We start from the raw sequence: 23,511 nt of genomic DNA on the forward strand, positions 1-23,511 counted from the left end.
GTGGGAGCTGGCTTGCCAGCGATGAGGGCGACGCGCTACCGACTGATACCCCTGCGGAGCCACCATGCAACACAACGTCATCCTGGTCCTGCTCGACGGCCTCAACCACCAGGTCGCCCACCACGCCATGGGCCACCTGCACGCCTATGTCGAGGCCGACCGCGCCGCGCTGTACCGGGTGGAGTGCGAGCTGCCGTCGCTGTCGCGACCGCTGTACGAATGCATTCTCACCGGTGTGCCACCGATCGACAGCGGCATCGTGCATAACAACATCAACCGCCTGTCCAACCAGCGCAGCGTGTTCCACTACGCCCGCGAGGCCGGCCTGGGCACCGCGGCGGCGGCCTACCACTGGATGAGCGAGCTGTACAACCGCTCGCCGTTCGACCCGCTGCGCGACCGCCACACCCATGCCCCCAAGCTGCCGATCCAGCACGGCCTGTTCTACTACGCCGACCACTACCCCGATTCGCACCTGCTGGCCGACGCCGAATACCTGCGCCGCCGCCATGCGCCGAATTTCCTTCTGGTACACCCGATGAACATCGACGACGCCGGCCACCGCCACGGCCTGGACAGCAGCCAGTACCGCAACGCCGCGCGCAGCGCCGACATCCTGCTGGCCGACTACCTGCCGCGCTGGCTCGAGGAGGGCTACCAGGTGCTGGTCACCGCCGACCACGGCATGAACAACGACCGCTCGCACAACGGCCTGCTCGCCGAGGAGCGTGAAGTGCCGCTGTTCGTGTTCGGCGAAGCCTTCAGCCTCGACCCTGCGGCCAAGCCGCTGCAGACCGAGCTGTGCGGCACGATCTGCGAACTGCTCGGCGCCGCCCACGACAAACCGGTCTGCCGGGAGCTGCTCAAGTGAATGCAAGCCATCGCGGCCGCTACCTGGCCCTGCTCTGCCTGCTGCCGTTCGCCGTGTTCTTCATCATTTTCCAGATCGCGCCGCTGGCCTGGGTCGCCATCAACAGCCTGCAAAGCGAGAGTGGCTGGGGCCTGGCCAACTTCAGCAAGATCTTCGCCTCGAAGTTCTACCTGCAGGCATTGCAACGCAGCCTGGAGATCAGCTTCTGGTCGAGCCTGTTCGGCATCGTCATCGCCACGTTGGGCGCCTATTCGCTGCGCCAGGTCGACTCGAAACTGCGCGACTTCGTCAGCGCCTTTGCCAACATGACCAGCAACTTCGCCGGCGTGCCCCTGGCGTTCGCCTTCATCATCCTGCTCGGTTTCAATGGCGCGCTCACCCTGCTGCTCAAGCAGATGGGGCTGCTCGGCGACTTCAGCATCTACTCCAAGACCGGCCTGATCCTGGTCTACACCTACTTCCAGATCCCCTTGGGCGTGTTGCTGCTCTACCCCGCCTTCGACGCCCTGCGCGAAGACTGGCGTGAGTCCGCCGCGCTGCTGGGCGCCAGCCACTGGCAGTTCTGGCGGCACATCGGCCTGCCCGTGCTTACCCCGGCGCTGCTCGGCACCTTCGTCATCCTGCTGGCCAACGCCCTGGGCGCTTATGCCACCGTCTACGCCCTGACCACCGGCAACTTCAACGTGCTGCCGATCCGCATCGCCGGCCTTGTGGCCGGCGACATCAGCCTCGACCCGAACCTGGCCAGCGCCCTGGCGATGGTGCTGGTGGGGCTGATGACAGTGGTCACGGTGGCCCATCAATGGCTGCTCAAGAGGAGCTACCATGCGCGCTGAAAACAAGGCCGGCGGGCTCTACCACCGCGTGGTGGTCTACCTGCTGTTCCTCATCCTGCTGCTGCCACTTGCCGGCACCCTGCTTTATTCGCTGGCCACCAGCTGGTCGGCCACCCTGCTGCCCAGCGGGCTGACCTTCAAGTGGTATGTGGCCCTGTGGAGCGAACCGCGCTTTCTCGCAGCCTTCGGCCAGTCGCTGCTGGTGTGCGTGGGCGCGCTGGTGCTGTCGGTAGTGCTGATCCTGCCGCTATTGTTCGTGGTGCACTACCACTTCCCCAAGCTCGACGCCTTGATGAACGTGCTGATCCTGCTGCCGTTCGCGGTGCCGCCCGTGGTGTCTGCGGTGGGCTTGCTGCAACTCTACGGCAGCGGACCGATGGCCATGGTCGGCACGCCGTGGATCCTGATCGGCTGCTACTTCACCATCGCCCTGCCGTTCATGTATCGAGCCATCACCAACAACCTGCAGGCCATCAACCTGCGCGACCTGATGGACGCCGCCCAACTGCTCGGCGCCAGCACCTGGCAGGCGGCGCTCCTGGTGGTACTGCCGAACCTGCGCAAAGGCCTGATGGTGGCGCTGCTGCTGTCGTTCTCGTTCCTGTTCGGCGAGTTCGTGTTCGCCAACCTGCTGGTAGGCACCCGCTACGAGACCCTGCAGGTGTACCTGAACAACATGCGCAACAGCAGCGGCCACTTCAACAGCGCCCTGGTAATCTCCTACTTCGCCTTCGTGCTGGTGCTGACCTGGGTCGCCAACCGCCTGAACAAGGACAAGACCTGACATGAGCTTCGTCAGCGTACAGAAACTGCAAAAGAGCTACGCCGGCAGCCCGGTGTTCGAAAACATCGACTGCCAGATCGAACGCGGCGAGTTCGTCACCCTGCTCGGCCCCTCCGGCTGCGGCAAGTCCACCCTGCTGCGCTGCATCGCCGGGCTGACCCCGGTGGATAGCGGGCGGATCCTGCTCGACGGCCAGGACATCGTGCCGTTGAGCCCGCAGAAGCGCGGCATCGGCATGGTGTTCCAGAGCTACGCGCTGTTTCCCAACATGACCGTGGAACAGAACATCGCCTTTGGCTTGCGCATGCAGAAGGTCAAGGCCGACGAAAGCCAGGCACGGGTACGCGAGGTACTCGACCTGGTCGAGCTCGGCAGCTTCGCCACGCGCTACCCGCACCAGCTGTCCGGCGGCCAGTGCCAGCGCGTGGCCCTGGCCCGCTCGCTGGTCACCCGCCCGCGCCTGCTGCTGCTCGACGAGCCACTGTCGGCGCTGGACGCGCGTATCCGCAAGCACTTGCGCGAACAGATCCGCGCCATCCAGCGCGAGCTGGGGCTTACCACCATCTTCGTCACCCACGACCAGGAAGAAGCCCTGACCATGTCGGACCGCATCGTCCTGATGAACCAGGGACGCATCGTCCAGAGCGGCGATGCCGAAACCCTCTACACCGCGCCCGTGGACCTGTTCGCCGCCGGCTTTATCGGCAACTACAACCTGCTCGACGCCGACAGCGCCAGCCGCCTGCTGCAACGCCCGGTGGCCGCGCGCCTGGCGATCCGCCCAGAGTCGATCACCCTGAGCCTGAACGGCGAGCTGGATGGCGAGATCCGCAGCCACAGCCTGCTGGGCAACGTGATCCGCTACCGCGTCCAGGTGCGCGGCGTTGAACTGGTGGTGGACGTACTCAATCGTTGCGCCAGCGATCTGCATGCGGACGGGCAACGGGTATCCTTGTCGATCGACCCCAAGGCGCTACGGGAAGTGGCCTAAGGAGATTCAACGCATGGCACTGGCAATTTTCGATCTGGACGAAACCCTCATCCACGGCGACTGCGCGTCGTTGTGGAGCGAGCAGATGGCCCGGCTGGGCTGGGTCGATGGCAAGAGTTTCCTCAAGCGCGACCATGAACTGATGGAAGCCTACGGCAAAGGCCACCTGCAGATGGAGGACTACATGGCCTTCAGCCTGGAGCCGATTGCCGGGCGCACACTGGAAGAAGTGGAGCACCTGGTCGAGCCCTGGGTAGAGGATGTGATCGAGCCGATCATCTACGGCGACGCCTGCCGCTGCATCGCCGAGCACCGCCAGCGTGGCGACCGGATTCTGATCATTTCGGCCAGCGGCACCCACCTCGTCGGCCCAATCGCCGCGCGCCTGGGCGTGGACGAATACCTCGCCATCGAACTGGAAGCGGTCAATGGCGTGTTCACCGGCAAGACCCATGGCGTGCTCACCTACCGCGAGGGCAAGATCACCCGACTGCTGGAGTGGCTCGACCAGGAACAGGAAAACCTCGAGGGCGCGAGCTTCTATTCCGACTCGCGCAACGACCTGCCGCTGCTGCTGAAGGTAGATCACCCCTACGTGGTGAACCCGGACCCGGTGCTGCGCGAGCACGCGCAAACCAACGGCTGGCCCATTCTGAGCTGGTCTTGAGTATGATCGGGGGCACCTGAACAGAACAACAAGGATTGCCCATGCGTGCCCTCGCCGCCCTCAGCCGCTTCGTCGGCAACACCTTCGCCCTGTGGGTGCTGGTGTTCGCCTGCCTGGCCTTCCTTCAGCCGCAGTGGTTCATCGCCCTCAAGGTCGCCATCGTGCCGCTGCTGGGCCTGGTGATGTTCGGCATGGGCCTGACCCTCAAGCTCGACGACTTCGCCGCCGTCGCCCGCCAGCCATGGCGGGTGGCGTTGGGGGTAGTGGCGCATTTCGTGATCATGCCCGGGGTGGCCTGGCTGTTGTGCCAGCTGTTCCAGCTGCCGCCGGAAATTGCCGTGGGCGTGATCCTGGTCGGCTGCTGCCCGAGCGGCACGGCGTCGAACGTCATGGTGTGGCTGTCCAGGGGCGACCTGGCACTGGCAGTGGCGATCGCCGCGGTGACCACCCTGCTCGCCCCGCTGCTTACCCCGGCGCTGATCTGGTTCCTCGCCTCGGCGTGGCTGCCGGTCTCGTTCATGGACATGTTCTGGTCGATCCTGCAGTTGGTGATGCTGCCGATCGTGCTCGGCGTGCTCGCCCAGCGCCTGCTCGGCGCCCGCGTGCAGCTGGCGGTGCAGGTGCTGCCGCTGGTGTCGGTGCTAAGCATCGTGATGATCGTCTGCGCGGTAGTGGCGGTCAGCCAGGCGAAGATCGCCGAATCGGGGCTGCTGATCATGGCGGTGGTAGTGCTGCACAACAGCTTCGGCTTCCTGCTGGGCTACCTGACCGGCAAGCTGTGCAAGCTGCCGCTGGCCCAGCGCAAGGCACTGGCGCTGGAGGTGGGCATGCAGAATTCCGGGTTGGGCGCAGCCCTGGCGTCGGCGCACTTCTCACCCCTGGCCGCGGTGCCCAGTGCGCTGTTCAGCGTATGGCACAACATCTCCGGGGCTTTGCTGTCGACGTGGTTCAGGCGAATGGAGGAGCCTGCGCCCGAGGTAGAGAACATCGTATCTGCCAGAAATTGATGTTGCCTGCCCCGGACTCATCGCCGGCAAGCCGGCTCCCACACCGACCGCATGAAGCCAGCCATGCGCTAACCCTGTGGGAGCCTGCTTGCCGGCGATGAGGCAACCACCGATCCTTGAAACTTGCCCCAGCCTCGGCAAATGGGCACTATAGTGCGCACTGTGAGGACGGCCTCACGACGCTGTGCGTGAACATACCGGGGACGGCCCCATCTTTGATAACGATGGAGACTCACCATGTCCTGGATCATCCTGTTCTTCGCCGGCCTGTTCGAAGTTGGCTGGGCTGTCGGCCTCAAGTACACCGACGGCTTCACCCGCCCCCTGCCCACCGTTCTGACGGTCGGCGCCATGGTCATCAGCCTCGGCCTGCTGGGCCTTGCCATGAAGGAGCTGCCGCTGGGCACCGCCTATGCCATCTGGACCGGCGTCGGCGCGGTCGGCACGGTGATCGCCGGGATCATCCTGTTCGGTGAATCCATGGCGCTGATCCGCCTGGCCAGTGTCGCCCTGATCATCACCGGCCTGGTCGGCCTGAAGGTCAGCGCCAGCTGACCTCCCTCCTTTTCCCTTAGCGCATGTCGCCGCGCAGCAGGCTCACCTGCTCGCGCAGCACTTCAGGCTGCGCCGCCTCCACTGGGATGGCGGCGCCGGCCACCAGGGTCACCCGCGACCACAGGCGCTTGAAGAAGCCCTTGTTCGGGTCACGGCTGAAGAAGCTACCCCACAACCCCTGCAACGCCAACGGGATCACCGGCACTGGCGTTTCCTGCAGGATGCGGTTCACTCCACCCTTGAACACATCGATCTCACCATCCGAACTCAGCTTGCCTTCGGGGAAGATGCACACCAGCTCGCCGTCGGCCAGGTACTGGGCGATACGGGCAAAGGCACGCTCGTAGGTGGCCTCGTCCTCGCCACGCCCGGCGATGGGGATGGCACCGGCGGTGCGGAACACGAAGTTGAGCACCGGCAGGTTGTAGATCTTGTAGTACATGACAAACCGGATCGGCCGGCGGATGGCGCCGCCGATCAGCAGTGCATCGACGAACGACACGTGGTTGCACACCAGCAGCGCCGCGCCTTCGTCGGGAATGCGCTGCAGCTCGCGGTGCTCGACCCGGTACATCGAGTGGCTGAGCAGCCAGATCAGGAAGCGCATGGTGAATTCGGGCACGATGCGGAAGATGTAGGCATTGACCGCGATGTTGAGCAGCGACACCACCAGGAACAGCTGCGGGATGCTCAGCTTGGCCAGGCTCAGCAGGACGATGGTGATGATCGCCGACACCACCATGAACAGTGCGTTGAGGATGTTGTTGGCGGCAATCACCCGGGCCCGCTCGCCTTCCGGGGTGCGCGCCTGGATCAGCGCATACAGCGGCACGATGTAGAAGCCGCCGAAGATGCCCAGGCCGACAATCGACAGCATGATCCACCAGGCCTGGCTCATGCCCAGCAAGGTCAGCCAGTCATGGGGCGCGGCTCCGACCGGGACGTCCCCCGAATGCCACCACCAGAGCAGACCGAACAGGGTCAGGCCGAACGAGCCGAACGGCACCAGGCCGATTTCCACCTTGCGCCCGCTGAGGCGCTCGCACAGCAGCGAACCGACGGCGATGCCTACCGAGAACAGGGTCAGCACCAGGGTGACCACGGTCTCGTCGCCGTGCAGCCAGTCCTTGGCGTAGGCCGGGATCTGCGTGAGATAGATCGCGCCGACGAACCAGAACCACGAGTTGCCAACGATCGAGCGCGATACCGCCGGGGTCTGGCCCAGGCCCAGGCGCAGAGTCAGCCATGACTGCTTGAAGATGTTCCAGTCCAGCTTCATCTGCGGCGCGGCGGCCGCCGCCCGCGGGATCCAGCGGCTGGCCAGGTAGCCCAGCACCGCGGTGCCCACCACGCCCGCAGCGGCCAACGTTGCGTACTGGCTGGAAGACATCAGCACGCCGGCACCGATGGTACCAGCCAGGATCGCCAGGAAGGTGCCCATCTCCACCAGGCCGTTGCCACCCACCAGTTCCTCTTCGCGCAGGGCCTGAGGCAGGATCGAGTACTTCACCGGGCCGAACAGCGCCGAGTGGGTGCCCATGGCGAACAGCGCCACCAGCATCAGCTCGAGGTGGTGCGTGACGAAACCAGTCGCGCCAATGGCCATGATGACGATCTCGGCCAGCTTGATCGCGCGGATCAGGCGGTCCTTGGCAAACTTCTCGCCGAACTGCCCGGCCAGTGCCGAGAACAGGAAGAACGGCAGGATGAACAGCAAGGCGCAGAGGTTGACCCAGATCGAGCGGTCGCCCTCCAGGCTCAGCTTGTAGAGGATCGCCAGGATCAGTGACTGCTTGAACAGGTTGTCGTTGAAGGCACCCAGCGACTGGGTGATGAAGAACGGCAGGAAGCGCCGCTTGCCGAGCAGGGTGAATTGCGAGGGGTGACTCATCGTCCGTGTACCTGGTTGGGCTTTGTCATTGGAGGCACGTTCAGCGCATAAAGCCACAAATCTGCCCGGGAATGGACGATGAAGGCAAGCCCGTTGCTCCTTCCATAAGTTTCGGCTGCGCCACGCCTGTGGCAGAAGCAGCGGCTGTCAGTTCAGCGCCTGTCGCTCGACACGATGGAACGGCAACCGCGAAGCTGGCAGACTGCCGCCCCTCACCAACGCGCAAAGGTGCGCCACTTGGGGTCGAACTGGACAGGGATGAAGGCCAGCCATTGATTCAATTGAATACCCACAACGCCCGGCTCAAACGCACAGTGCGGGCGGCCAGCCACACCGCACGCACGGCGACGACCAAGCAGGAACTGCTGGCCGCCGTGGACGCCATGGCCGCCTTTTACGGCAACATGCAGTTCGACAACCGGGTGCCCTGGTTGATGGCCCTGCTCTGTGGACCACTGGCCATTGCCAGCATCGCAGGCTACTTGCAGGCGTACGAGCCGCTGCTGGCGCCGCTGGCCAAGCTGCTGGGCCAGAGCGTGCCGCAGCTTGCGTCCAACCTCACGCTCGGCCTGCTCGGTGGCGCTGCGTTCAGCCTGATCGTCCTTTATCAGCGCAGGAAGCTCATCCCCAAGCTTGCCTACGACCTGGCCGAGCGCTCCAGCCTGATCACCGCCGGCCTGCAGGAAATCCCGGTGACCGACAGCCAGTTGCTCAAGGGCCTGCAAATCGAGTTTCGCGACTATGTGCGCGGCAACCACAAGCGTTTCCTGCGCCGCGCCGTGCAGGGCCACTATCAGGGTCGGCTGCACAGCTTCAACTACCGCTGGTACCACCTGCATTACGTGGACAAACAGACCCACCAGGAAACCGAGTCCGATGGCAAGGGCGGCACGACCTCGAAAACCGTGACCTCCTACCAGGAATACGATCGCTACAGCCTGGTGATCGACTTCCCTTGGGTGCAGGGAATCGCCCTGGGTGGCGGCAGCGGCGGCCGCTCATCCATGGTCGACATGGAGCACCACTTCAAGACCGCCTCAAGCGACTTCGACCGCGCCTTCAGCCTCACTGGCAACTCGGCCATGGCCTGCGCCCGCTTCGCCAAGCCGGTGACGGTGCTGCACCTGATCGACCTGCATCGCCAGCTTGATACGCCCAACCTGGAGTTCTCGCAGCACGGGCAACTGTGCCTGAGCTGCAACGACAACCCGCTCGCTTTCAAGCTGACTTGCGAGCTGTCCCGCGCGAGCGATTTCCGCTTGCTGATCGACCACGGCGTGCACCTGCCACAGCTCAGCGCTCTGCTCGACGCCGTGCACACCCTGGCCGAGCAGCACGACGACAATTTCACCGTGCCTACCCCGGCACAGCTACAGACGGAGCACTGACATGGACCTTTTCGCCCTTATCCTGCTCGCCGTGCTGATCGGCGTACCGCTGATCGTCATCAGCCTGCACAACGGCATCGTCGGCAACCATAACCGGGTCAAACGCGCCTGGGCCGATGTGCTGACCTATGAGCGGCAGAAGACCAAGGTGCTCGATGCGCTGCAAGAGCAGGCCGGCCTGTACCGCGACCATGAACAAGGCGTGCTGGCCGGAATCACCCGCCTGCGCAGCGCCATTGCCGAGCTGCCTGTCGAGGCGGACGGCAAGACCCTGGCCAAGGCCGAGGACGCAACCCGTTCGCTGCTCGGCGGGCTGCGCGTGGCCTTCGAGGCCTACCCCGATCTCAAGGCCTCGGAGCTGATGAACAACCTCATGCGCGAAATCGCCGAGCAGCAACAGAACGTCGGCGCGGCCATCGTGATTTTCAACGGCGAAGTGGAACGTTTCAACAACGGCATCCAGATGTTCCCAGGCTCTCTGGTCAACAGCGTGATGAACAAGCATGCGGCCGTCACCCCGTTCACCGATATCCAAGCCGCCAGCGCCTTCGACTACACACCCAACCTGTAAGGCCGATCAGCGCTGGGCAATGCACGGTGACACGAACAGCTCGCCGCGCCACGCCCCGCGCAGGGTCCGGCTGGCCACCAGCAGCCAGAGCAGCGCCAGCGCCACCACCAGCACCTGACCGAACACCGTGAAGAAGCCCAAGCCCAGCCAGGCCGCCAGCTTCAACGTGGCCAGGCAGTACACGCCCAGCGGGAAGGTGAACCCCCACCAGCCCAAATTGAACGGCATACCCTGGCGCATGTAGCGCAGGGTGATCAGCACCGCCGTCAGCAACCACCACAACCCGGCACCCCACAGCACGATCCCGGCCACCAGCCCCAGTCCCCGGGCCACCTCGCCCAGGTTGCCCAAGCCATTGGCGGCGAACACTGCGGGGGCATCGCCACCGAGCACCAGCATGCCCAGCGCGCCGGTGCCGATCGGGCCCAGCGCCAGCCAGCTGGACGCGGCCATATTGGCTGGCGGCAGCTTATGCAGGGCCATGCGCAGCATGAGGATGGTGAGGATGCTGAATGCCACCGGCAGCGATACCGCCCACATCACATAGCTGGTGATCACCACCAGGAACTGCCGGTGCGCATCCACCAGGTGCGGCGCCAGCAACCCGCCACTGGCGGCGGCGACCTCCGCTGCCACCACCGGCAGCAGCCACACCGCGGTCATCTGGTCGATGCTGTGTTCCTGGCGGGTGAACATCAGGTAGGGAATGGCCACACCGCATAGCAGCGCCAGGCCCACGTCCAGCCACCAAAGCATTTCAACCCACGGCACCACGGCCTCACCCCAGCGCGCCAAGCCGAACACCAGGGCGCCGTTGAGGAGGGTGGCCAGGCCCATGGGGATGGTGCCGAAGAACATCGACACGGTGGAATGCGCGAAAATCCGCCGTGCCTCATCGAAGAACATCACCCAGCGGGCGCCGTACAGGACAGAGAACAGGGTAAACAGGCCGATGGTCAGCCACCACAGTCCCTCGGCCACGCTGTCCAATCCCGGCACCTGGACCTGATGAAAGGCCAGGGCCAGCACGCCGGTGCCCATGGTCGCGGCGAACCAGTTGGGGGTGAACTGGCGAATCACTTCACGGGGATGGGCCAACTGGCTGAACGGGCGCCAGGAAGGCGCGCGGGTCTGGGTGCATGGCATAAGGTGTCTCCTGCCCTTGTGTAAGGTAGAGATATCTTATGCCTGCATAGAATATCTATATAACGGGTAATTTCTCTATCTGTTATCGATTTTAAAGATATAGCAGCCAGTCCGGCACCTGGCATATGCTTGACCGCTGACAATGACAAGGATCAGTCAATGCTCCGCGCCCTGAAAGGCTATCCCGCCGCAGTTCGCCTGCTGTTGTTCACCACCTTCACCTTGACCATGGCCCGGGCGATCACCCTGCCCTATCTGGTGGTGTACCTGTCAACGCACCTGGGCCTGTCGGTCGGCCAGACCGGCCTGCTGGTCGGCGGCGCGATGCTCCTGGCATCCCTGCTCAGCCTCTACGGCGGACACCTGGTCGACACCCTGCGCAGCCATACGCTGATCGTCGCCTGCACCCTGGTGTTCGCCCTGGCCTTCGTCGGCATCGTGGCCAGTACCTCGGCTGCGCCGTTCTTCTGTTTCCTGGTGGTGGCCTACCTGGCCCAGACGGTGGTCGACATTGCCGCCAAGGCCGGGTTCTGCGCCCTGCTGCCAGAGAACCGACGCGGCGAAGTATTCGCCATCAAGTACACGTTCAACAACATCGCCTGGGCCGCAGGGCCGATGCTCGGGGTGATGCTGATAGAGGCGGACGACCACCTGCCGTTCGTGGTGTCGGCCTTGATCGGCCTCGGCCTGAGCCTGGCTTACTACCGCCTGGGCGAACGCAGCTTGCTGGGCCTGCGCGAGGCCGGGCAGGCGGCGAGCTTCGCCCAGGTCGGCCTGGGCATGCTGCGCGACCGGCGGCTGGTCTGCTTCACCCTAGGCGGCGTGCTCAGTGCTGTGGTGTTCGGCCAGTTCACCGCCTACCTGTCGCAGTACTTGGTGGTGACTCAGCACGATCCCGCCGAGGTGGCGCGCCTGGCCAGCTACCTGGTCACCACCAACGCCCTCGCAGTGATCGGCCTGCAGTACCTGATTGGCCGACGCATCACCCGTCAGCGCCTGATGCCTTGGCTGATGGCTGGCATGGCCATGTTCGTTGCCGGGTTGCTGGGATTCTCCGTGGCCGCTTCGGCGCTGGTCTGGTGTCTGGCCATGCTGGTGTTCACCCTGGGCGAGATCATCGTGATTCCGGCCGAATTCATGTTCATCGACCTGATCGCGCCGGAGCACCTGCGCGGGGTTTACTATGGCGCGCAGAACCTCTCCAACCTGGGCGCGGGGCTCGGCCCCATACTGGTGGGCCTGGCGCTGGGGCATGTGGTGCCGGTGACGGTGTTCTATCTGTTGATCGGGTCGGTGATGCTGGCGGCGGTGTTCTACTGGCTGGGGACACACATGGCCCGACAGGCTTAGTTGGCAATACCCGCCCGTCACGGGGCCTGCGACGTCCTGCCACTGCGACCATCGTCGGCGCTGACGAACCGCGCCCTGCGTGCCAGACTGATTGATCGGGACCGCGTTTTCTTTTTTGCTCCGGAGTTTGCATGTCGTTGTCCAGCGGGCTGATCGCCGTGGTCGCCCTGGCCTATATGGCCATCATGTTCGCCATCGCCTTCTACGGCGACCGCCGCAGCACGCCGTTGCCGCCGCGCCTGCGCGCCTGGGTATACAGCCTGTCGCTGGCGGTGTACTGCACCAGCTGGACCTTCTTCGGCGCGGTCGGCCAGGCCGCCGAACAGCTCTGGGCGTTCCTGCCCATCTACCTGGGCCCGGTGCTGCTGCTCATCTTCGCGCCCTGGGTGCTGCAGAAGATGGTGCTGATCAGCAAACAGCAGAACATCACCTCGATCGCCGACTTCATCGCTGCCCGCTACGGCAAGTCGCAGAGCCTCGCGGTGGTGGTGGCGCTGATCTGCCTGGTCGGCGTGCTGCCGTACATCGCCCTGCAGCTCAAGGGCATCGTGCTGGGGGTGAATTTGCTGATCGGCGCCAATGCCGACGCCACTGGCAGCCGGGTGCAGGACACCGCGCTGGTGGTGTCGCTGGTGCTGGCGCTGTTCGCCATCGTCTTTGGCACCCGCAGCCTGGACGTCACCGAGCACCACCGCGGCATGGTCCTGGCGATCGCCTTCGAATCACTGGTCAAGCTGCTGGCCTTCCTTGCCGTGGGCGCCTTCGTGGTGTTCAACCTGTACGACGGCTTCGACGACCTGTTCACCCAGGCGCGGCAGTCCGTGCACCTGAACGACTACTGGGAAGAAACCATCAACTGGCCGTCGATGGTGGTGCAGACCGCCGTGGCGATGATGGCGATCATCTGCCTGCCCCGGCAGTTCCACGTCACCGTGGTGGAGAACATCGAGCCCCAGGACATGCGCCTGGCGCGCTGGGTGTTCCCGCTGTACCTGGCCCTGGCCGCGCTGTTCGTGGTGCCCATCGCCCTGGCTGGGCAGATGCTGCTGCCGGGCACGGTGATCTCCGACTCCTTCGTGATCAGCCTGCCGCTGGCCGAGGCCCACCCAAGCCTGGCCCTGCTGGCGTTCATCGGCGGCGCCTCGGCGGCCACCGGCATGGTCATCGTCGAGGCCGTGGCGCTGTCGACCATGGTCTCCAACGACATGCTGTTGCCCTGGCTGCTGCGCCGCAACAACGCCGAGCGGCCGTTCGAGGTGTTCCGCCACTGGATGCTCTCGGTGCGCCGGGTGACCATCGTGGTGATCCTGCTGCTGGCCTACGTCAGCTACCGCCTGCTTGGCTCCACCGCGAGCCTGGCGACCATCGGCCAGATCGCCTTCGCCGCAGTCACCCAGCTGACCCCGGCGATGCTCGGCGCGCTGTACTGGAAGCAGGCCAACCGCCGCGGCGTGTTCGCGGGCCTGGCCGCCGGCATCTTCCTGTGGTTCTACACCTTGGTGTTGCCGATCGCCGCCCACAGCCTGGGCTGGTCGCTGCAACTGTTCCCGGGCCTGGCCTGGCTGCACGGCAACCCGCTCAACTTGCCAATCACCCCGCTGACCCAGGGCGTGGTGCTGTCGCTGGCGGGCAACTTCACCCTGTTCGCCTGGGTCTCGATCTTGTCGCGCACGCGGGTTTCCGAGCACTGGCAGGCCGGGCGCTTCATCGGCCAGCAGACCAGCGCCCGCCCCTCCAGCAAACCTTTGCTGGCGGTACAGATCGACGACCTGCTCAAGCTCGCCGCACGTTTTGTCGGCGAGGAACGTGCCCGGCAGAGCTTCATCCGCTTCGCCTACCGCCAGGGCAAGGGCTTCAACCCCAACCAGAACGCCGACGGCGACTGGATTGAACACACCGAACGGCTGCTGGCGGGCGTGCTCGGCACCTCTTCGACCCGGGCGGTGGTCAAGGCCGCCATCGAAGGCCGCGACATGCAGCTCGAGGACGTGGTGCGCATCGCCGACGAAGCCAGCGAAGTGCTGCAGTTCAACCGTGCGCTGCTGCAGGGGGCCATCGAGAACATCAACCAGGGCATCAGCGTGGTCGACCAGAACCTGCACCTGGTGGCCTGGAACCGCCGCTACCTCGAACTGTTCAACTACCCCGACGGGCTGATCAGCGTCGGCCGGCCGATCGCCGACATCATCCGCTACAACGCCGAACGCGGCCTGTGCGGCCCGGGCGAGGCCCAGGTGCATGTGGCGCGGCGCCTGCACTGGATGCGCCAGGGCCGCGCCCACTCTTCCGAACGGCTGTTCCCCAATGGCCGGGTGATCGAACTGATCGGCAACCCGATGCCTGGCGGCGGCTTCGTCATGAGTTTCACCGACATCACCCCGTTCCGCGAAGCCGAGCAGGCCCTGCGCGATTCCAACGAGGGGCTGGAGCAGCGGGTCGCCGAGCGTACCCACGAACTGTCGCAGCTGAACCAGGCGTTGACCGAGGCCAAGAGCCGCGCCGAGGCGGTCAGCCAGTCCAAGACTCGCTTCCTTGCCGCCGTCAGCCACGACCTGATGCAACCGCTCAACGCCGCCCGGCTGTTCTCCGCCGCCCTGTCGCAACAAGCCGAGGGCATGAACGACGAAGCCCGGCAACTGGTGCGGCACATGGACAGTTCGCTGCGCTCGGCCGAAGAGCTGATCAGCGACCTGCTCGACATCTCGCGCCTGGAGAACGGCAAGGTCACCCCCGACATCAAGCCCTTCGCCCTCAACGAGCTGTTCGATACCCTCGGCACCGAGTTCAAGGTACTGGCCGCCGAAAAAGGCCTGGCGTTCCGCCTGCGCGGCAGCCGCCTGCGGGTCGACAGCGACATGAAGCTGCTGCGCCGGGTGCTGCAGAACTTCCTCACCAACGCCCTGCGCTACGGCAAAGGCCCGATCCTGCTCGGCGCCCGACGCAAAGGTGAAAGCCTGTGGCTGGAAGTATGGGACCGCGGCCCTGGCATCGCCGACGACAAGCTGGCGGTGATCTTCCAGGAGTTCAAACGCCTGGACAGCCACCAGACCCGCGCCGAAAAAGGCCTGGGCCTGGGCCTGGCGATCGCCGACGGCCTGTGCCGGGTACTCGCGCACCCGCTGGAGGTGCGTTCCTGGCCGGGCAAGGGCAGCGTGTTCCGCGTCAACGTGCCCATCGCCCGAAGCCCCGCGCCTGCGACGCCCGCCCCCGTGGAACAGGCCGGCCAGCCGCTGGCCGGTCTGCAGGTGCTGTGCGTGGACAACGAGGACAGCATCCTCATCGGCATGAACAGCCTGCTCAGCCGCTGGGGCTGCCAGGTGTGGACCGCGCGCAACCAGGCCGAATGCGAGGCGTTGCTGGCCAAAGGCCTGCGTCCACACCTGGCGCTGGTGGACTACCACCTGGATGACGGCGAGACCGGCACCGGGCTGATGGGTTGGCTACGGGCGCGTCTGGGCGAGCCGGTGCCCGGCGTGGTGATCAGCGCCGACGGGCGCAACGAGACCATCGCCCTGGTCCATGCCGCGGGCCTGGACTACCTGGCCAAGCCGGTCAAGCCGGCAGCCCTGCGCGCCCTGCTCAATCGACATCTGAGCCTGGTTCAGTAAGCGCCTCGTCGGTCAGGGCGCGCTCGACCAGCTCGGCCGGCAGGCTCTTGCTGGCCCGTGCGCCGAGCAGCTTGAGCTGCTCGCTGCGGCTGACCAGGTTGCCGCGCCCCTCGCACAGCTTGTTGCGTGCCGCGGCATAGGCCTTGTCGACCTGGGCCAGGCGGGCGCCGAGCTCGTCCAGGTCCTGGATGAACAGCACGAACTTGTCGTACAGCCAGCCGGCGCGCTCGGCGATCTCGCGGGCGTTCTGCCCCTGGCGTTCCTGTTTCCACAGGCTGTCGATCACCCGCAGGGTGGCCAGCAAGGTGGTCGGGCTGACAATCACGATCTGCCGGTCGAAGGCCTCCTGGAACAGGTTGGGCTCGGCCTGCAGCGCCGCCGAGAAGGCCGCCTCGATGGGCACGAACAACAGCACGAAGTCGAGGCTGTGCAGGCCCTCCAGGCGGTTGTAGTCCTTGCTCGACAAACCCTTGACGTGATTGCGCAGCGATTGCACATGCTGCTTGAGCGCGGCCTCGTCGTTGTTGCCGACGAACTGCTGATAGGCGGTGAGGCTGACCTTGGCATCGACCACCACCTGCTTGTCGCCCGGCAGCATGATCAGCACGTCAGGCTGGAACCGCTCGCCATCGGCGCTCTTGAGGCTGACCTGGGTCTGGTACTCGCGCCCCTTCTCCAGGCCGGCGTGCTCCAGCACCCGCTCCAGGATCAGTTCGCCCCAGTTGCCCTGGGTCTTCTGGCCCTTGAGTGCCTGGGTGAGGTTGGTGGCTTCGTCGGACAGGCGCAGGTTGAGCTGTTGCAGGCGCTCGAGCTCCTTGCCCAGCGAGAACCGCTCACGGGCTTCCTGCTGGTAGCTTTCCTCGACACGCTTCTCGAAGGCCTGGATGCGCTCCTTGAGCGGGTCGAGCAATTGGCCCAGGTGCTGCTGGCTGGTCTGGGCGAAGCGTTGTTCGCGCTCGTCGAAGATCTTGGTGGCCAGGTCGGCGAACTGGGCGCGCAGGGTGTCACGGGCTTCCTGCAAGTCCTCCAGGCGTTGCTGGTGGCTTTCCTGCTGCTCGCGCAACTCGGCCTCCAGGCGAGCGGCCTGCGCCTCCAGGCGGCGCAGCTCGGCCTCACGGTTGGCGCGCTCGAGGTGCCAGGCGTGGGCGGCATCGCGGCCGTTGTCGCGGTCGATCTGCAGCAGCTCCAGCTCACGGCTCTGGGCCGCCAGCTGGGTCTGCTTGACAGTGTTGGCCTCGCTGAGGTCGCTGATCTCGTCACGGCTGGCCTCCAGCTGCGCCTGCAGACCGGCCTGAGCCAGCTGCGCGGCGGTAAGACGCTCTGCAAGCAGCGCCTGCTCGGCCTTGCGCGCACCCTGGCCGCGCTGTACCTGCATGACCCAGCCCAGGCAAGGCACGGCACCTGCCACCAAGCCCAGCAGAATGCTGGTCAGATCCACTGTCATGCCTACCCCGATCGAACACTGATTGATGCTGCGCAGCTTATCAGGCTGCTGACGCGGTTGCCTGTGCAGCCCTGTCGTGGGCAAGCCCACGCCTCTTCAGGCGGGGAACCACTGACGCAACAGCCGCCGCGCCTCCTGCGAACCCTGCCCCGCTGCCAACTCCAACCAGTAACGGGCCTGCCCAGGTTCCTGGGCCTGGCACAACCGGCCAAGTTCCAGCTGTGCCCGACGGTCGCCGGCCCGGGCCGCCTGACGCAACAGCTCATGACCGATACGCCGGTCCCGGGAATTGCCGCAGTCCCGGCAGAGCATCTGCCCCAGGCGGCTTTGCGCCACCACCACGCCCTGGCGCGCCGGTTGCTTGAGCATGCGCCCGGCCAGGTGCTTGACACTGGGCTTGTCGCCCAGGTGCGGGCTGTCGAGTAGCCACAGGGCCACTTTCAGGGAAAAGCGCTTGGGGGACGGCAGCGATGGAGAGGCATCAGGACTGGCGAAGTGTTTACCGCGAAGCTTCATGACCAACAGCAAGGGTGACTCGAGAGGCGCGCCACTCTACTCGATTTTTCGCAAACCGGCCCGGGCGACTTTCGGCTGATCGACATTTTTTTCGATGATTTTTTCTTGACGTTTTCACGGTGAAAATGCCCGTGCCAGACCGCGCCACCAATTGTCGGACAATCGACAAAACAGCTGGTACGCCCGTCCTAGAGCAAGCGCCCGGGACAATCCACAGAACCTGTGGATAAGTCGGTGGACAACCCCTGAAGGCAGCCCGCAAACCCCTGTGAAATGGGGCTTTCAGTCAAACTGTCGATTTTTTCACCAGCAAAAATTAGTGTTTTTTTTCATTGACTTAAGCCCTTAGTCAAGTCATTGGCGAGCCTTCCACAGGATGTTGCTAGAGCGTTACAAGTCTCTGGGCGAGTGTGTACAAGTGCACCAACAAACGGCACGACTGCGCCCGAAAACGGCACATCCAGGCGATTACCGGGGCATCTCCCCCTCTTCACAGCAGGTGCAATAGGCGACATAATGGTCGGCTCCCCGCAAGAAATAAAAAACTTGCCAACCCTTGAATGTTCGCGTAGGGTTGCGCCCTGTTAGTACCCAGCTGAAGTCATTCTGGCCACTTAGTCCCTACAGCCCGACGCTCAAGACGAGCAGGCGCTGCCCCATCGGGACCGGCCCATTCGATGATTCACTCGGCAAATCCTGCCCAGCACGAATCACGTTTTCAGATTGATCAGGATCTTCCCCGACGCCCAGAACCCTGGTGTCGGTGTGCTGCCTGCCTTCTGTCGTACCTACCAGTCAGCCCAGCGCCACTTATTGCATGCGCCCCTCTGGCTGCCCTGTTCCAGTCAGGTTCTGCGTCTCCTTAATAAAGACGTCACTGGAACGTTTCTATTGTGCACGGATCAAACACCGTGTCTTACGCAGGAACATCCAACAATATGAGTAACCATCAACAAATCCAGGCTGCCTTTGGCACCCTTTCCCAGGCCTTCGCTCCACTCAAGTGCCTTATCGTTGCCCCACGCAAGGGCAGCTTCAGCTTCACCCTGGTCGACCAATACGGTGTCGCCTGCCACAGCGAGCGCCTCTATCCGGAACAATACAACCGGGCCGAGCCGCTGCAGGCCGTGATCGAGCGTGCGCGCCAGTCGTTGACGGCATGAATGAATGACGGGTAATTCACGTCATGAATACACGCTGCACGCGCCAGCCTGAAGGTAATTGGCTTAATCGCCAGCGGGCATATGCTCCGCGCCTTCTGGCTGCAATCGATTTAAAAACAGCCCTTTACACCACAGTTATCACACTACACTTCAACTCGAGCGGCACCTGCCGCTTCCGGCGGGCCTGACCACTCACCAGCTGCCAAGCTCCAGCGCCCGTCGGCCCTTTTCGTAAGAGGCCATCATGGGCATCGCTGCGAACGAGTTGAGTCGATACGTGATCCGACCGACCCTGATCTACCTGGGCCGCCACTGCGACAGCGCCGAAGCTTTGTTACTGGGCGTTGCTGCAAGCCAGTCGGGGCTGGGGGCTGCCCTGCATGACCGACGCGGCCATGGGCTTTACCGGATCGGTGAGAATCGTCACCGTTGTTTATGGGACGAATACCTCGCACGCGACCCCGAACTCGCCAGCCTGGTCCGTGGCCTGGCCAGCCAGCATGCCTTTCTCGGTGGCCCGCACCTCGAACTCACCGTCAACCTGCGCTATGCCACCGCCATCGCCTGGATGCTGATAGAAGAGCAGGCCACGCCGCTGCCGGCCGCCGACGATCTACTTGGCCTGGCGCGGATCTGGCGGCAGACCTTCCACCCCCAGGGGCGCCTGCGGGATTTCACCCACGCCTGGCATCAGTGCATTGAGCCGATGCTGACCCAAGCCTCCTGAACAGCCACGTCCTACAACCGGAATAAACGGAATTTTGGTCGGATTGTCCTACAAAACCGCTCTATCTCCTGCGTTCTAGCCTATAGCGCAGCGCGGCATTTGTTGGTAGCGTTTCGCCCCGGAGATCCCAAGGAGTTTCTAATAATGAAAAAAGTTATGCTCAAAACCTCTCTCGGCGTTGCCGTTGCCCTCGCTTCCAGCCAATTGCTCGCCAGCGGCTTTGCCCTGAACGAACAGAGCATCAGCGGCATGGGGACAGGTTTTGCGGGTCGTTCTTCTTCTGCCGAAGATGCCAGCACCGTGTATGGCAACCCGGCGGGCATGTCCCGCCTGAAGCGCGATCAAATGACCGTTGGCGGTGCCGCGGTCATCGCCAAGTCCGATATTTCCGGACGCGGCAGCAACAAAGGGGGGGAAATGGACGGCGACATGGTGCCTTTGGTCGGCGTGCCGATGGGTTACTACGTCAAGTCCATCGATGACCATTGGAGCGTCGGTTTCGGCGTCTACGTGCCATTCGGCCTGGTCACCGACTACGGCAGCGACGATGCCGCGCGCTACTGGGGCAAGAAAAGCCATGTTCAGGTCGTGACCTTCCAGCCGACCGTGAGCTATGCGTTCAACGACAAGGTCTCGATCGGTTTCGGCCCGACCATCAACCGCATCGAGGGTGAACTGGGCTCCAACCTGGCCAGTATCTCGCCGCTGCGTCCGGCCGATGGCGAAGTTAAGATCAAGGGCGACGACACCGCGGTTGGCTACAACATCGGTATCCTGGTGCAGGCCACCGACCGCACCCGCGTCGGCCTGACCTACCACTCGATGGTCGACTACAAGCTCGAAGGCAAGACCAAGGTCAGCTACCCGCTGCTGGGCCTGGACGGCAACAAGTTCGATGCAACCCTGAAGATCAAGACCCCCGAGTCGGTGGACTTCTCGGTCACCCACGAGCTGGACGACCAGTGGACCCTGTACGCAGGCAGCACCTGGACCCGTTGGAGCCGCCTGGAGAACATCACGGTCAACAACGAAGTACCGGCAGGCCCTGCCGGGCAGTTCGCGACCATTACCGAAGAGCAGAACTGGCACGACACCTGGGCTCACGCCATTGGTGCCTCGTACAAGGTCAACAAGGAATGGGTCCTGCGTACCGGTTTCTCGGTTGACCAGTCGCCGACCAACAACACCAACCGTTCGCCGCGCATCCCCACTGGCGATCGCAAGATCTTCAGCATCGGTGCCGGTTGGAGCCCGTCCGACGACATGACCATCGACGTGGCCTACTCCTACCTGTGGGAAGAGGACACCAAGGTCAACAACCAGCCGCACAGCCTGACCGAGGCCGGCCTCAAAGGCAGCTACCAGGCCAAGTACGAAAACAGCGCCCACGGTATTGGTGCTTCGCTGACCTACCGCTTCTGAGTGTCACCCGCTGCATGAAAAAACCGCCCTTGTGGCGGTTCTTTCATGCCTGCGCGGGCCATTGTTCGACCAAATTCATGTGCATGAACTTCACCTCACACCTCAACGGGCGTGCGCTGACGCAGTAAAGTCGACACCCGGCCCCTGGACTTCGGACGAATCCTTCGATTATGACTGTCTCCAAAAGGTGCTCAACTGCTGCTGCGCAATTGCGTGCCCTCTAGACTATTTCCAGCTGCAGCTGACGAAGAACTAGCACCTGAATTAAGCACCTGCAGCTCAATATCAATTTCTGACTGCCCACCATTAGCCCTTGTATTAGAACCAGGCACAGACAGATAAGCTGCATAAGCGCTACTTGCAACTTGTGCACCTTTTACAACATTTGATAACACCCCAAAGCTGAATTGACCAATTTGTAGGTTTTCCTGGCCGGGATTATCGCTCCAATAACCCGCTCGAGACTCCACTGCCGCAACGCCCGCCCCCACGGCATGGACGCCTGCTGCAAAAAAATTAGCAAGCGCTGCTTTGCGATTACTGCCAAGCTGTTTAAAGCCCACCAGTGCATGCACCATAGCAGCAGCTGCTGAAGCAGGCACCAATGCATATTCATCCACCCCTAGGACACCTGCCGGCGAAGGCGACGTACTTATGTCATGAGTTTGTGTCGAGGTCGGTCTTGGGGAAGTAATTCCAGGGCTAGGGACGGACTGGAACATATTACCTCTAAGGTTCCAACCAGGTGCGCCAATCGCCGGCAAAGTATTACGTAGAGGCGCCCGACCATTTCGATCCTGATAGTTGATCGGATCTCCAGCACAATAGGTATATGCATTGATGCCTCCCTTTGCGAACGGGCTCAACGCATCGGGAGACAAGAAACGCATCAAGCAAGGATCATAACTTCGATACCCATTACCCAAGTGATAAAAGCCCGTCGATGCTTCACGCGCCTGACCACAATACGCCAGCCGTGGGCCAATGGCTGCTGGCAATGCACCATAAGGCGGATAGCTTCGAGCAGTACCTGCCGACGCCAGAACTGAATGTTGCTGGTCACATGGTGTTAGATTTTGCAGTGCCATGATGCTCTCCGCGCATGTGTGATCTTTCAGCAAGCGTGCATCACTCAGGCGCCGGAGGTAACTGGCAAAAATATCAGGTCAGCCCGCCTTTCACTCCATGCTGGGCCTATTATACCGCTGCATGAAAAAAACGCCCTTGTGGCGGTTTTTTCATGCCTGCACGGGCCATTTTTCACCCAGGCACTGTTGCAGGTACTCCATGAATACACGCACCTTGGTCGTCAGGGCAAAGCGGTCGGCCAAGCATAGATAGACATCCATCGGTTCAGTCCGGGCATAAGCGTGGCCACCGCCATTGTTTTCAAACAACGGCACCAGCCGGCCGGCATCCAGGTGCGGACGCACGACGAACTCCGCCAGGCGAGTAATGCCGCCGTCATTCAGGGTCATCTGGGTCAGCGCATCGATGTCGTCACTGATCAATACCCTGCCGAACCGGGCCTCGAAACGCAGCCCGTCGCGCATGAAGCCCCAGGGCAGCAAGCGCCCATCCACCGGGTAGCGGAACACCAGGCAACTGTGGTCTTGCAGGTTTTCCGGGGCGGTGGGCCGACCAGCCCTGGCCAGGTAGCCAGGCGACGCGCAGCAGACAAATGGAATACGGGCGATATGCCGGGCCAGCAGGTGGTCTTCCAACTGCGGGGTGATGCGCAGGCTGACATCCACATCTTCGAGAGCGTGATTGACCTTGCGATCAGCCATCACCAACTCTATCGAAAGCAGCGGGTAACGGGCGCTGAATGCCGGGATCAACGGCGCCAGCACATGCCGGCCGAAGGCCGAGGTCGAGGCGATGCACAGCCGCCCTTGGGGCTCGCTGTCCGGGGTGATAACCGCCTGCTCGGCCTGGGCAAGGTCGCGCTCGATATGCCGTACACGCTCGTAGTACAAGCTGCCAGGCGGAGTCAGGGCCATGTTGCGGGTAGTACGGGACAAAAGCCGTACCTGCAGGTGTGTCTCGAGCCGTGCCAGGTTCTGGCTCACGGCGGCTGGAGTAAGTCCCAGGCTGCGGGCTCCACCGGCGATGCTGCCAGCCTCGACGACCTTGATGAAACTGCGGATGGCGTTGAGTAGGTCCATGGGATGCCTGGCTGATTCGTAAGTTTCTCTTTATAAAGAACTCACCAATCAAGGTCTACAGCACCTCGCACAGCCGTTGCTAACCTGCGCATCCACCCCATCATCGAGGAAGTACCATGACTGGATTCGCTACCCCGCGCCGCCGACGCAAGCTGCACCGAGGCACAACGCCCTATGTTTTTGCTTTTTACATGTCAGCCATCATGGCACTGCTAATGTGCTTTGTGATTACCGCAGCCAACGGCGGGATCGATGTCGACTACCTGCACAATGTGCTGAAGGCTTATCAACTGGCGATGCCAGTGGCGTTTTTCTGTGTGCTGATGGTTCGGCCTGTAGTCCTCCGGCTGGTGTCACTGACTGTACACCCTGAATAACGCTAGGCCAGACACCCCGCGCCTATTCC

At 63.4% G+C, this 23,511-nt stretch carries 21 protein-coding genes; 15 read left to right on the forward strand and 6 right to left on the reverse strand.

Going from position 1 to position 23,511, the window contains the following annotated elements; genetic code table 11:
- The first annotated feature begins 64 nt into the window (after positions 1-64).
- From KHO27_RS15480 to sugE, 7 genes are all read left to right on the forward strand, one after another.
- Entirely contained in the window at positions 65-871 is an 807-nt protein-coding gene (locus tag KHO27_RS15480) for an alkaline phosphatase family protein (protein WP_046854568.1), read from the forward strand.
- The gene (locus tag KHO27_RS15485; protein WP_094011831.1) at positions 868-1,707 is read left to right on the forward strand and encodes an ABC transporter permease; all 840 of its coding nucleotides are present in this window, start codon (positions 868-870) and stop codon (positions 1,705-1,707) included. The genes KHO27_RS15480 and KHO27_RS15485 overlap by 4 nt, the downstream gene beginning before the upstream one ends.
- Positions 1,697-2,491 (forward strand): ABC transporter permease, encoded by a 795-nt coding sequence (locus KHO27_RS15490; protein WP_110701099.1) that lies wholly within the window; start codon positions 1,697-1,699, stop codon positions 2,489-2,491. Before KHO27_RS15485 ends, KHO27_RS15490 begins: the two co-directional genes overlap by 11 nt.
- Before the next feature lies 1 nt (position 2,492).
- Entirely contained in the window at positions 2,493-3,482 is a 990-nt protein-coding gene (locus KHO27_RS15495) for an ABC transporter ATP-binding protein (RefSeq protein WP_214500439.1), read from the forward strand.
- A gap of 13 nt (positions 3,483-3,495) precedes the next feature.
- A complete protein-coding gene (locus KHO27_RS15500) occupies positions 3,496-4,149 on the forward strand; it encodes an HAD family hydrolase (RefSeq protein WP_110701103.1) in 654 nt (217 codons plus the stop codon).
- Positions 4,150-4,190: 41 nt separating this feature from the next.
- Entirely contained in the window at positions 4,191-5,156 is a 966-nt protein-coding gene (locus tag KHO27_RS15505) for a bile acid:sodium symporter family protein (RefSeq protein WP_214500440.1), read from the forward strand.
- A gap of 237 nt (positions 5,157-5,393) precedes the next feature.
- Positions 5,394-5,711 carry a quaternary ammonium compound efflux SMR transporter SugE gene (gene sugE / locus KHO27_RS15510; protein ID WP_023631604.1) on the forward strand — a complete coding sequence of 106 codons (318 nt, stop codon included), beginning with the start codon at positions 5,394-5,396 and terminating at the stop codon, positions 5,709-5,711.
- 16 nt (positions 5,712-5,727) lie between these two features.
- On the opposite strand, the gene KHO27_RS15515 is transcribed toward sugE, so the two are convergent.
- Complete coding sequence (locus tag KHO27_RS15515; protein ID WP_102683654.1) at positions 5,728-7,602, reverse strand: MFS transporter; 1,875 nt, start codon at positions 7,600-7,602, stop codon at positions 5,728-5,730.
- Between the two features lie 272 nt (positions 7,603-7,874).
- Here KHO27_RS15515 and KHO27_RS15520 point away from each other — a divergent pair, with 272 nt between their 5' ends.
- Together KHO27_RS15520 and KHO27_RS15525 are read left to right on the forward strand one after the other, a co-directional pair.
- The gene (locus tag KHO27_RS15520) at positions 7,875-8,990 is read left to right on the forward strand and encodes a hypothetical protein (protein ID WP_214500441.1); all 1,116 of its coding nucleotides are present in this window, start codon (positions 7,875-7,877) and stop codon (positions 8,988-8,990) included.
- 1 nt (position 8,991) lies between these two features.
- A complete protein-coding gene (locus tag KHO27_RS15525) occupies positions 8,992-9,561 on the forward strand; it encodes a LemA family protein (protein WP_102683652.1) in 570 nt (189 codons plus the stop codon).
- Positions 9,562-9,567: 6 nt separating this feature from the next.
- On the opposite strand, the gene KHO27_RS15530 is transcribed toward KHO27_RS15525, so the two are convergent.
- Positions 9,568-10,707 carry a TDT family transporter gene (locus KHO27_RS15530; protein ID WP_110701111.1) on the reverse strand — a complete coding sequence of 380 codons (1,140 nt, stop codon included), beginning with the start codon at positions 10,705-10,707 and terminating at the stop codon, positions 9,568-9,570.
- Between the two features lie 159 nt (positions 10,708-10,866).
- Here KHO27_RS15530 and KHO27_RS15535 point away from each other — a divergent pair, with 159 nt between their 5' ends.
- Positions 10,867-12,057, forward strand: a complete 1,191-nt coding sequence (locus tag KHO27_RS15535) for an MFS transporter (RefSeq protein ID WP_214500442.1) — start codon at positions 10,867-10,869, stop codon at positions 12,055-12,057.
- Positions 12,058-12,188: 131 nt separating this feature from the next.
- Positions 12,189-15,665, forward strand: a complete 3,477-nt coding sequence (locus KHO27_RS15540; protein ID WP_110701115.1) for a hybrid sensor histidine kinase/response regulator — start codon at positions 12,189-12,191, stop codon at positions 15,663-15,665.
- Here KHO27_RS15540 and KHO27_RS15545 read toward each other — a convergent pair.
- On the reverse strand, positions 15,637-16,995 hold the full coding sequence (locus KHO27_RS15545) for a DNA recombination protein RmuC (protein WP_181427714.1): 1,359 nt from the start codon (positions 16,993-16,995) through the stop codon (positions 15,637-15,639). The two genes, KHO27_RS15540 and KHO27_RS15545, sit on opposite strands and share 29 nt — an antisense overlap.
- A 210-nt stretch (positions 16,996-17,205) precedes the next feature.
- On the reverse strand, positions 17,206-17,625 hold the full coding sequence (locus tag KHO27_RS15550) for a tetratricopeptide repeat protein (RefSeq protein WP_110701229.1): 420 nt from the start codon (positions 17,623-17,625) through the stop codon (positions 17,206-17,208).
- A gap of 938 nt (positions 17,626-18,563) precedes the next feature.
- Here KHO27_RS15550 and KHO27_RS15555 point away from each other — a divergent pair.
- From KHO27_RS15555 to KHO27_RS15565, 3 genes are all read left to right on the forward strand, one after another.
- Positions 18,564-18,788 carry a hypothetical protein gene (locus KHO27_RS15555; RefSeq protein ID WP_102683648.1) on the forward strand — a complete coding sequence of 75 codons (225 nt, stop codon included), beginning with the start codon at positions 18,564-18,566 and terminating at the stop codon, positions 18,786-18,788.
- Positions 18,789-19,032: 244 nt separating this feature from the next.
- On the forward strand, positions 19,033-19,515 hold the full coding sequence (locus tag KHO27_RS15560) for a hypothetical protein (RefSeq protein ID WP_110701119.1): 483 nt from the start codon (positions 19,033-19,035) through the stop codon (positions 19,513-19,515).
- Positions 19,516-19,659: 144 nt separating this feature from the next.
- Entirely contained in the window at positions 19,660-20,937 is a 1,278-nt protein-coding gene (locus tag KHO27_RS15565; RefSeq protein WP_102683646.1) for an OmpP1/FadL family transporter, read from the forward strand.
- Between the two features lie 191 nt (positions 20,938-21,128).
- Here KHO27_RS15565 and KHO27_RS15570 read toward each other — a convergent pair whose 3' ends face one another.
- Complete coding sequence (locus tag KHO27_RS15570; RefSeq protein ID WP_111532595.1) at positions 21,129-22,025, reverse strand: RHS repeat-associated core domain-containing protein; 897 nt, start codon at positions 22,023-22,025, stop codon at positions 21,129-21,131.
- 150 nt (positions 22,026-22,175) lie between these two features.
- Entirely contained in the window at positions 22,176-23,105 is a 930-nt protein-coding gene (locus KHO27_RS15575) for a LysR family transcriptional regulator (protein ID WP_214500443.1), read from the reverse strand.
- A gap of 116 nt (positions 23,106-23,221) precedes the next feature.
- Here KHO27_RS15575 and KHO27_RS15580 point away from each other — a divergent pair, with 116 nt between their 5' ends.
- Positions 23,222-23,482, forward strand: coding sequence for a DUF2798 domain-containing protein (locus KHO27_RS15580; RefSeq protein WP_110701125.1), 261 nt, complete (start codon positions 23,222-23,224; stop codon positions 23,480-23,482).
- Positions 23,483-23,511 lie beyond the last annotated feature (29 nt).

This window comes from Pseudomonas sp. RC3H12 (assembly GCF_018596375.1).
Classification (GTDB): Bacteria; Pseudomonadota; Gammaproteobacteria; order Pseudomonadales; family Pseudomonadaceae; genus Aquipseudomonas.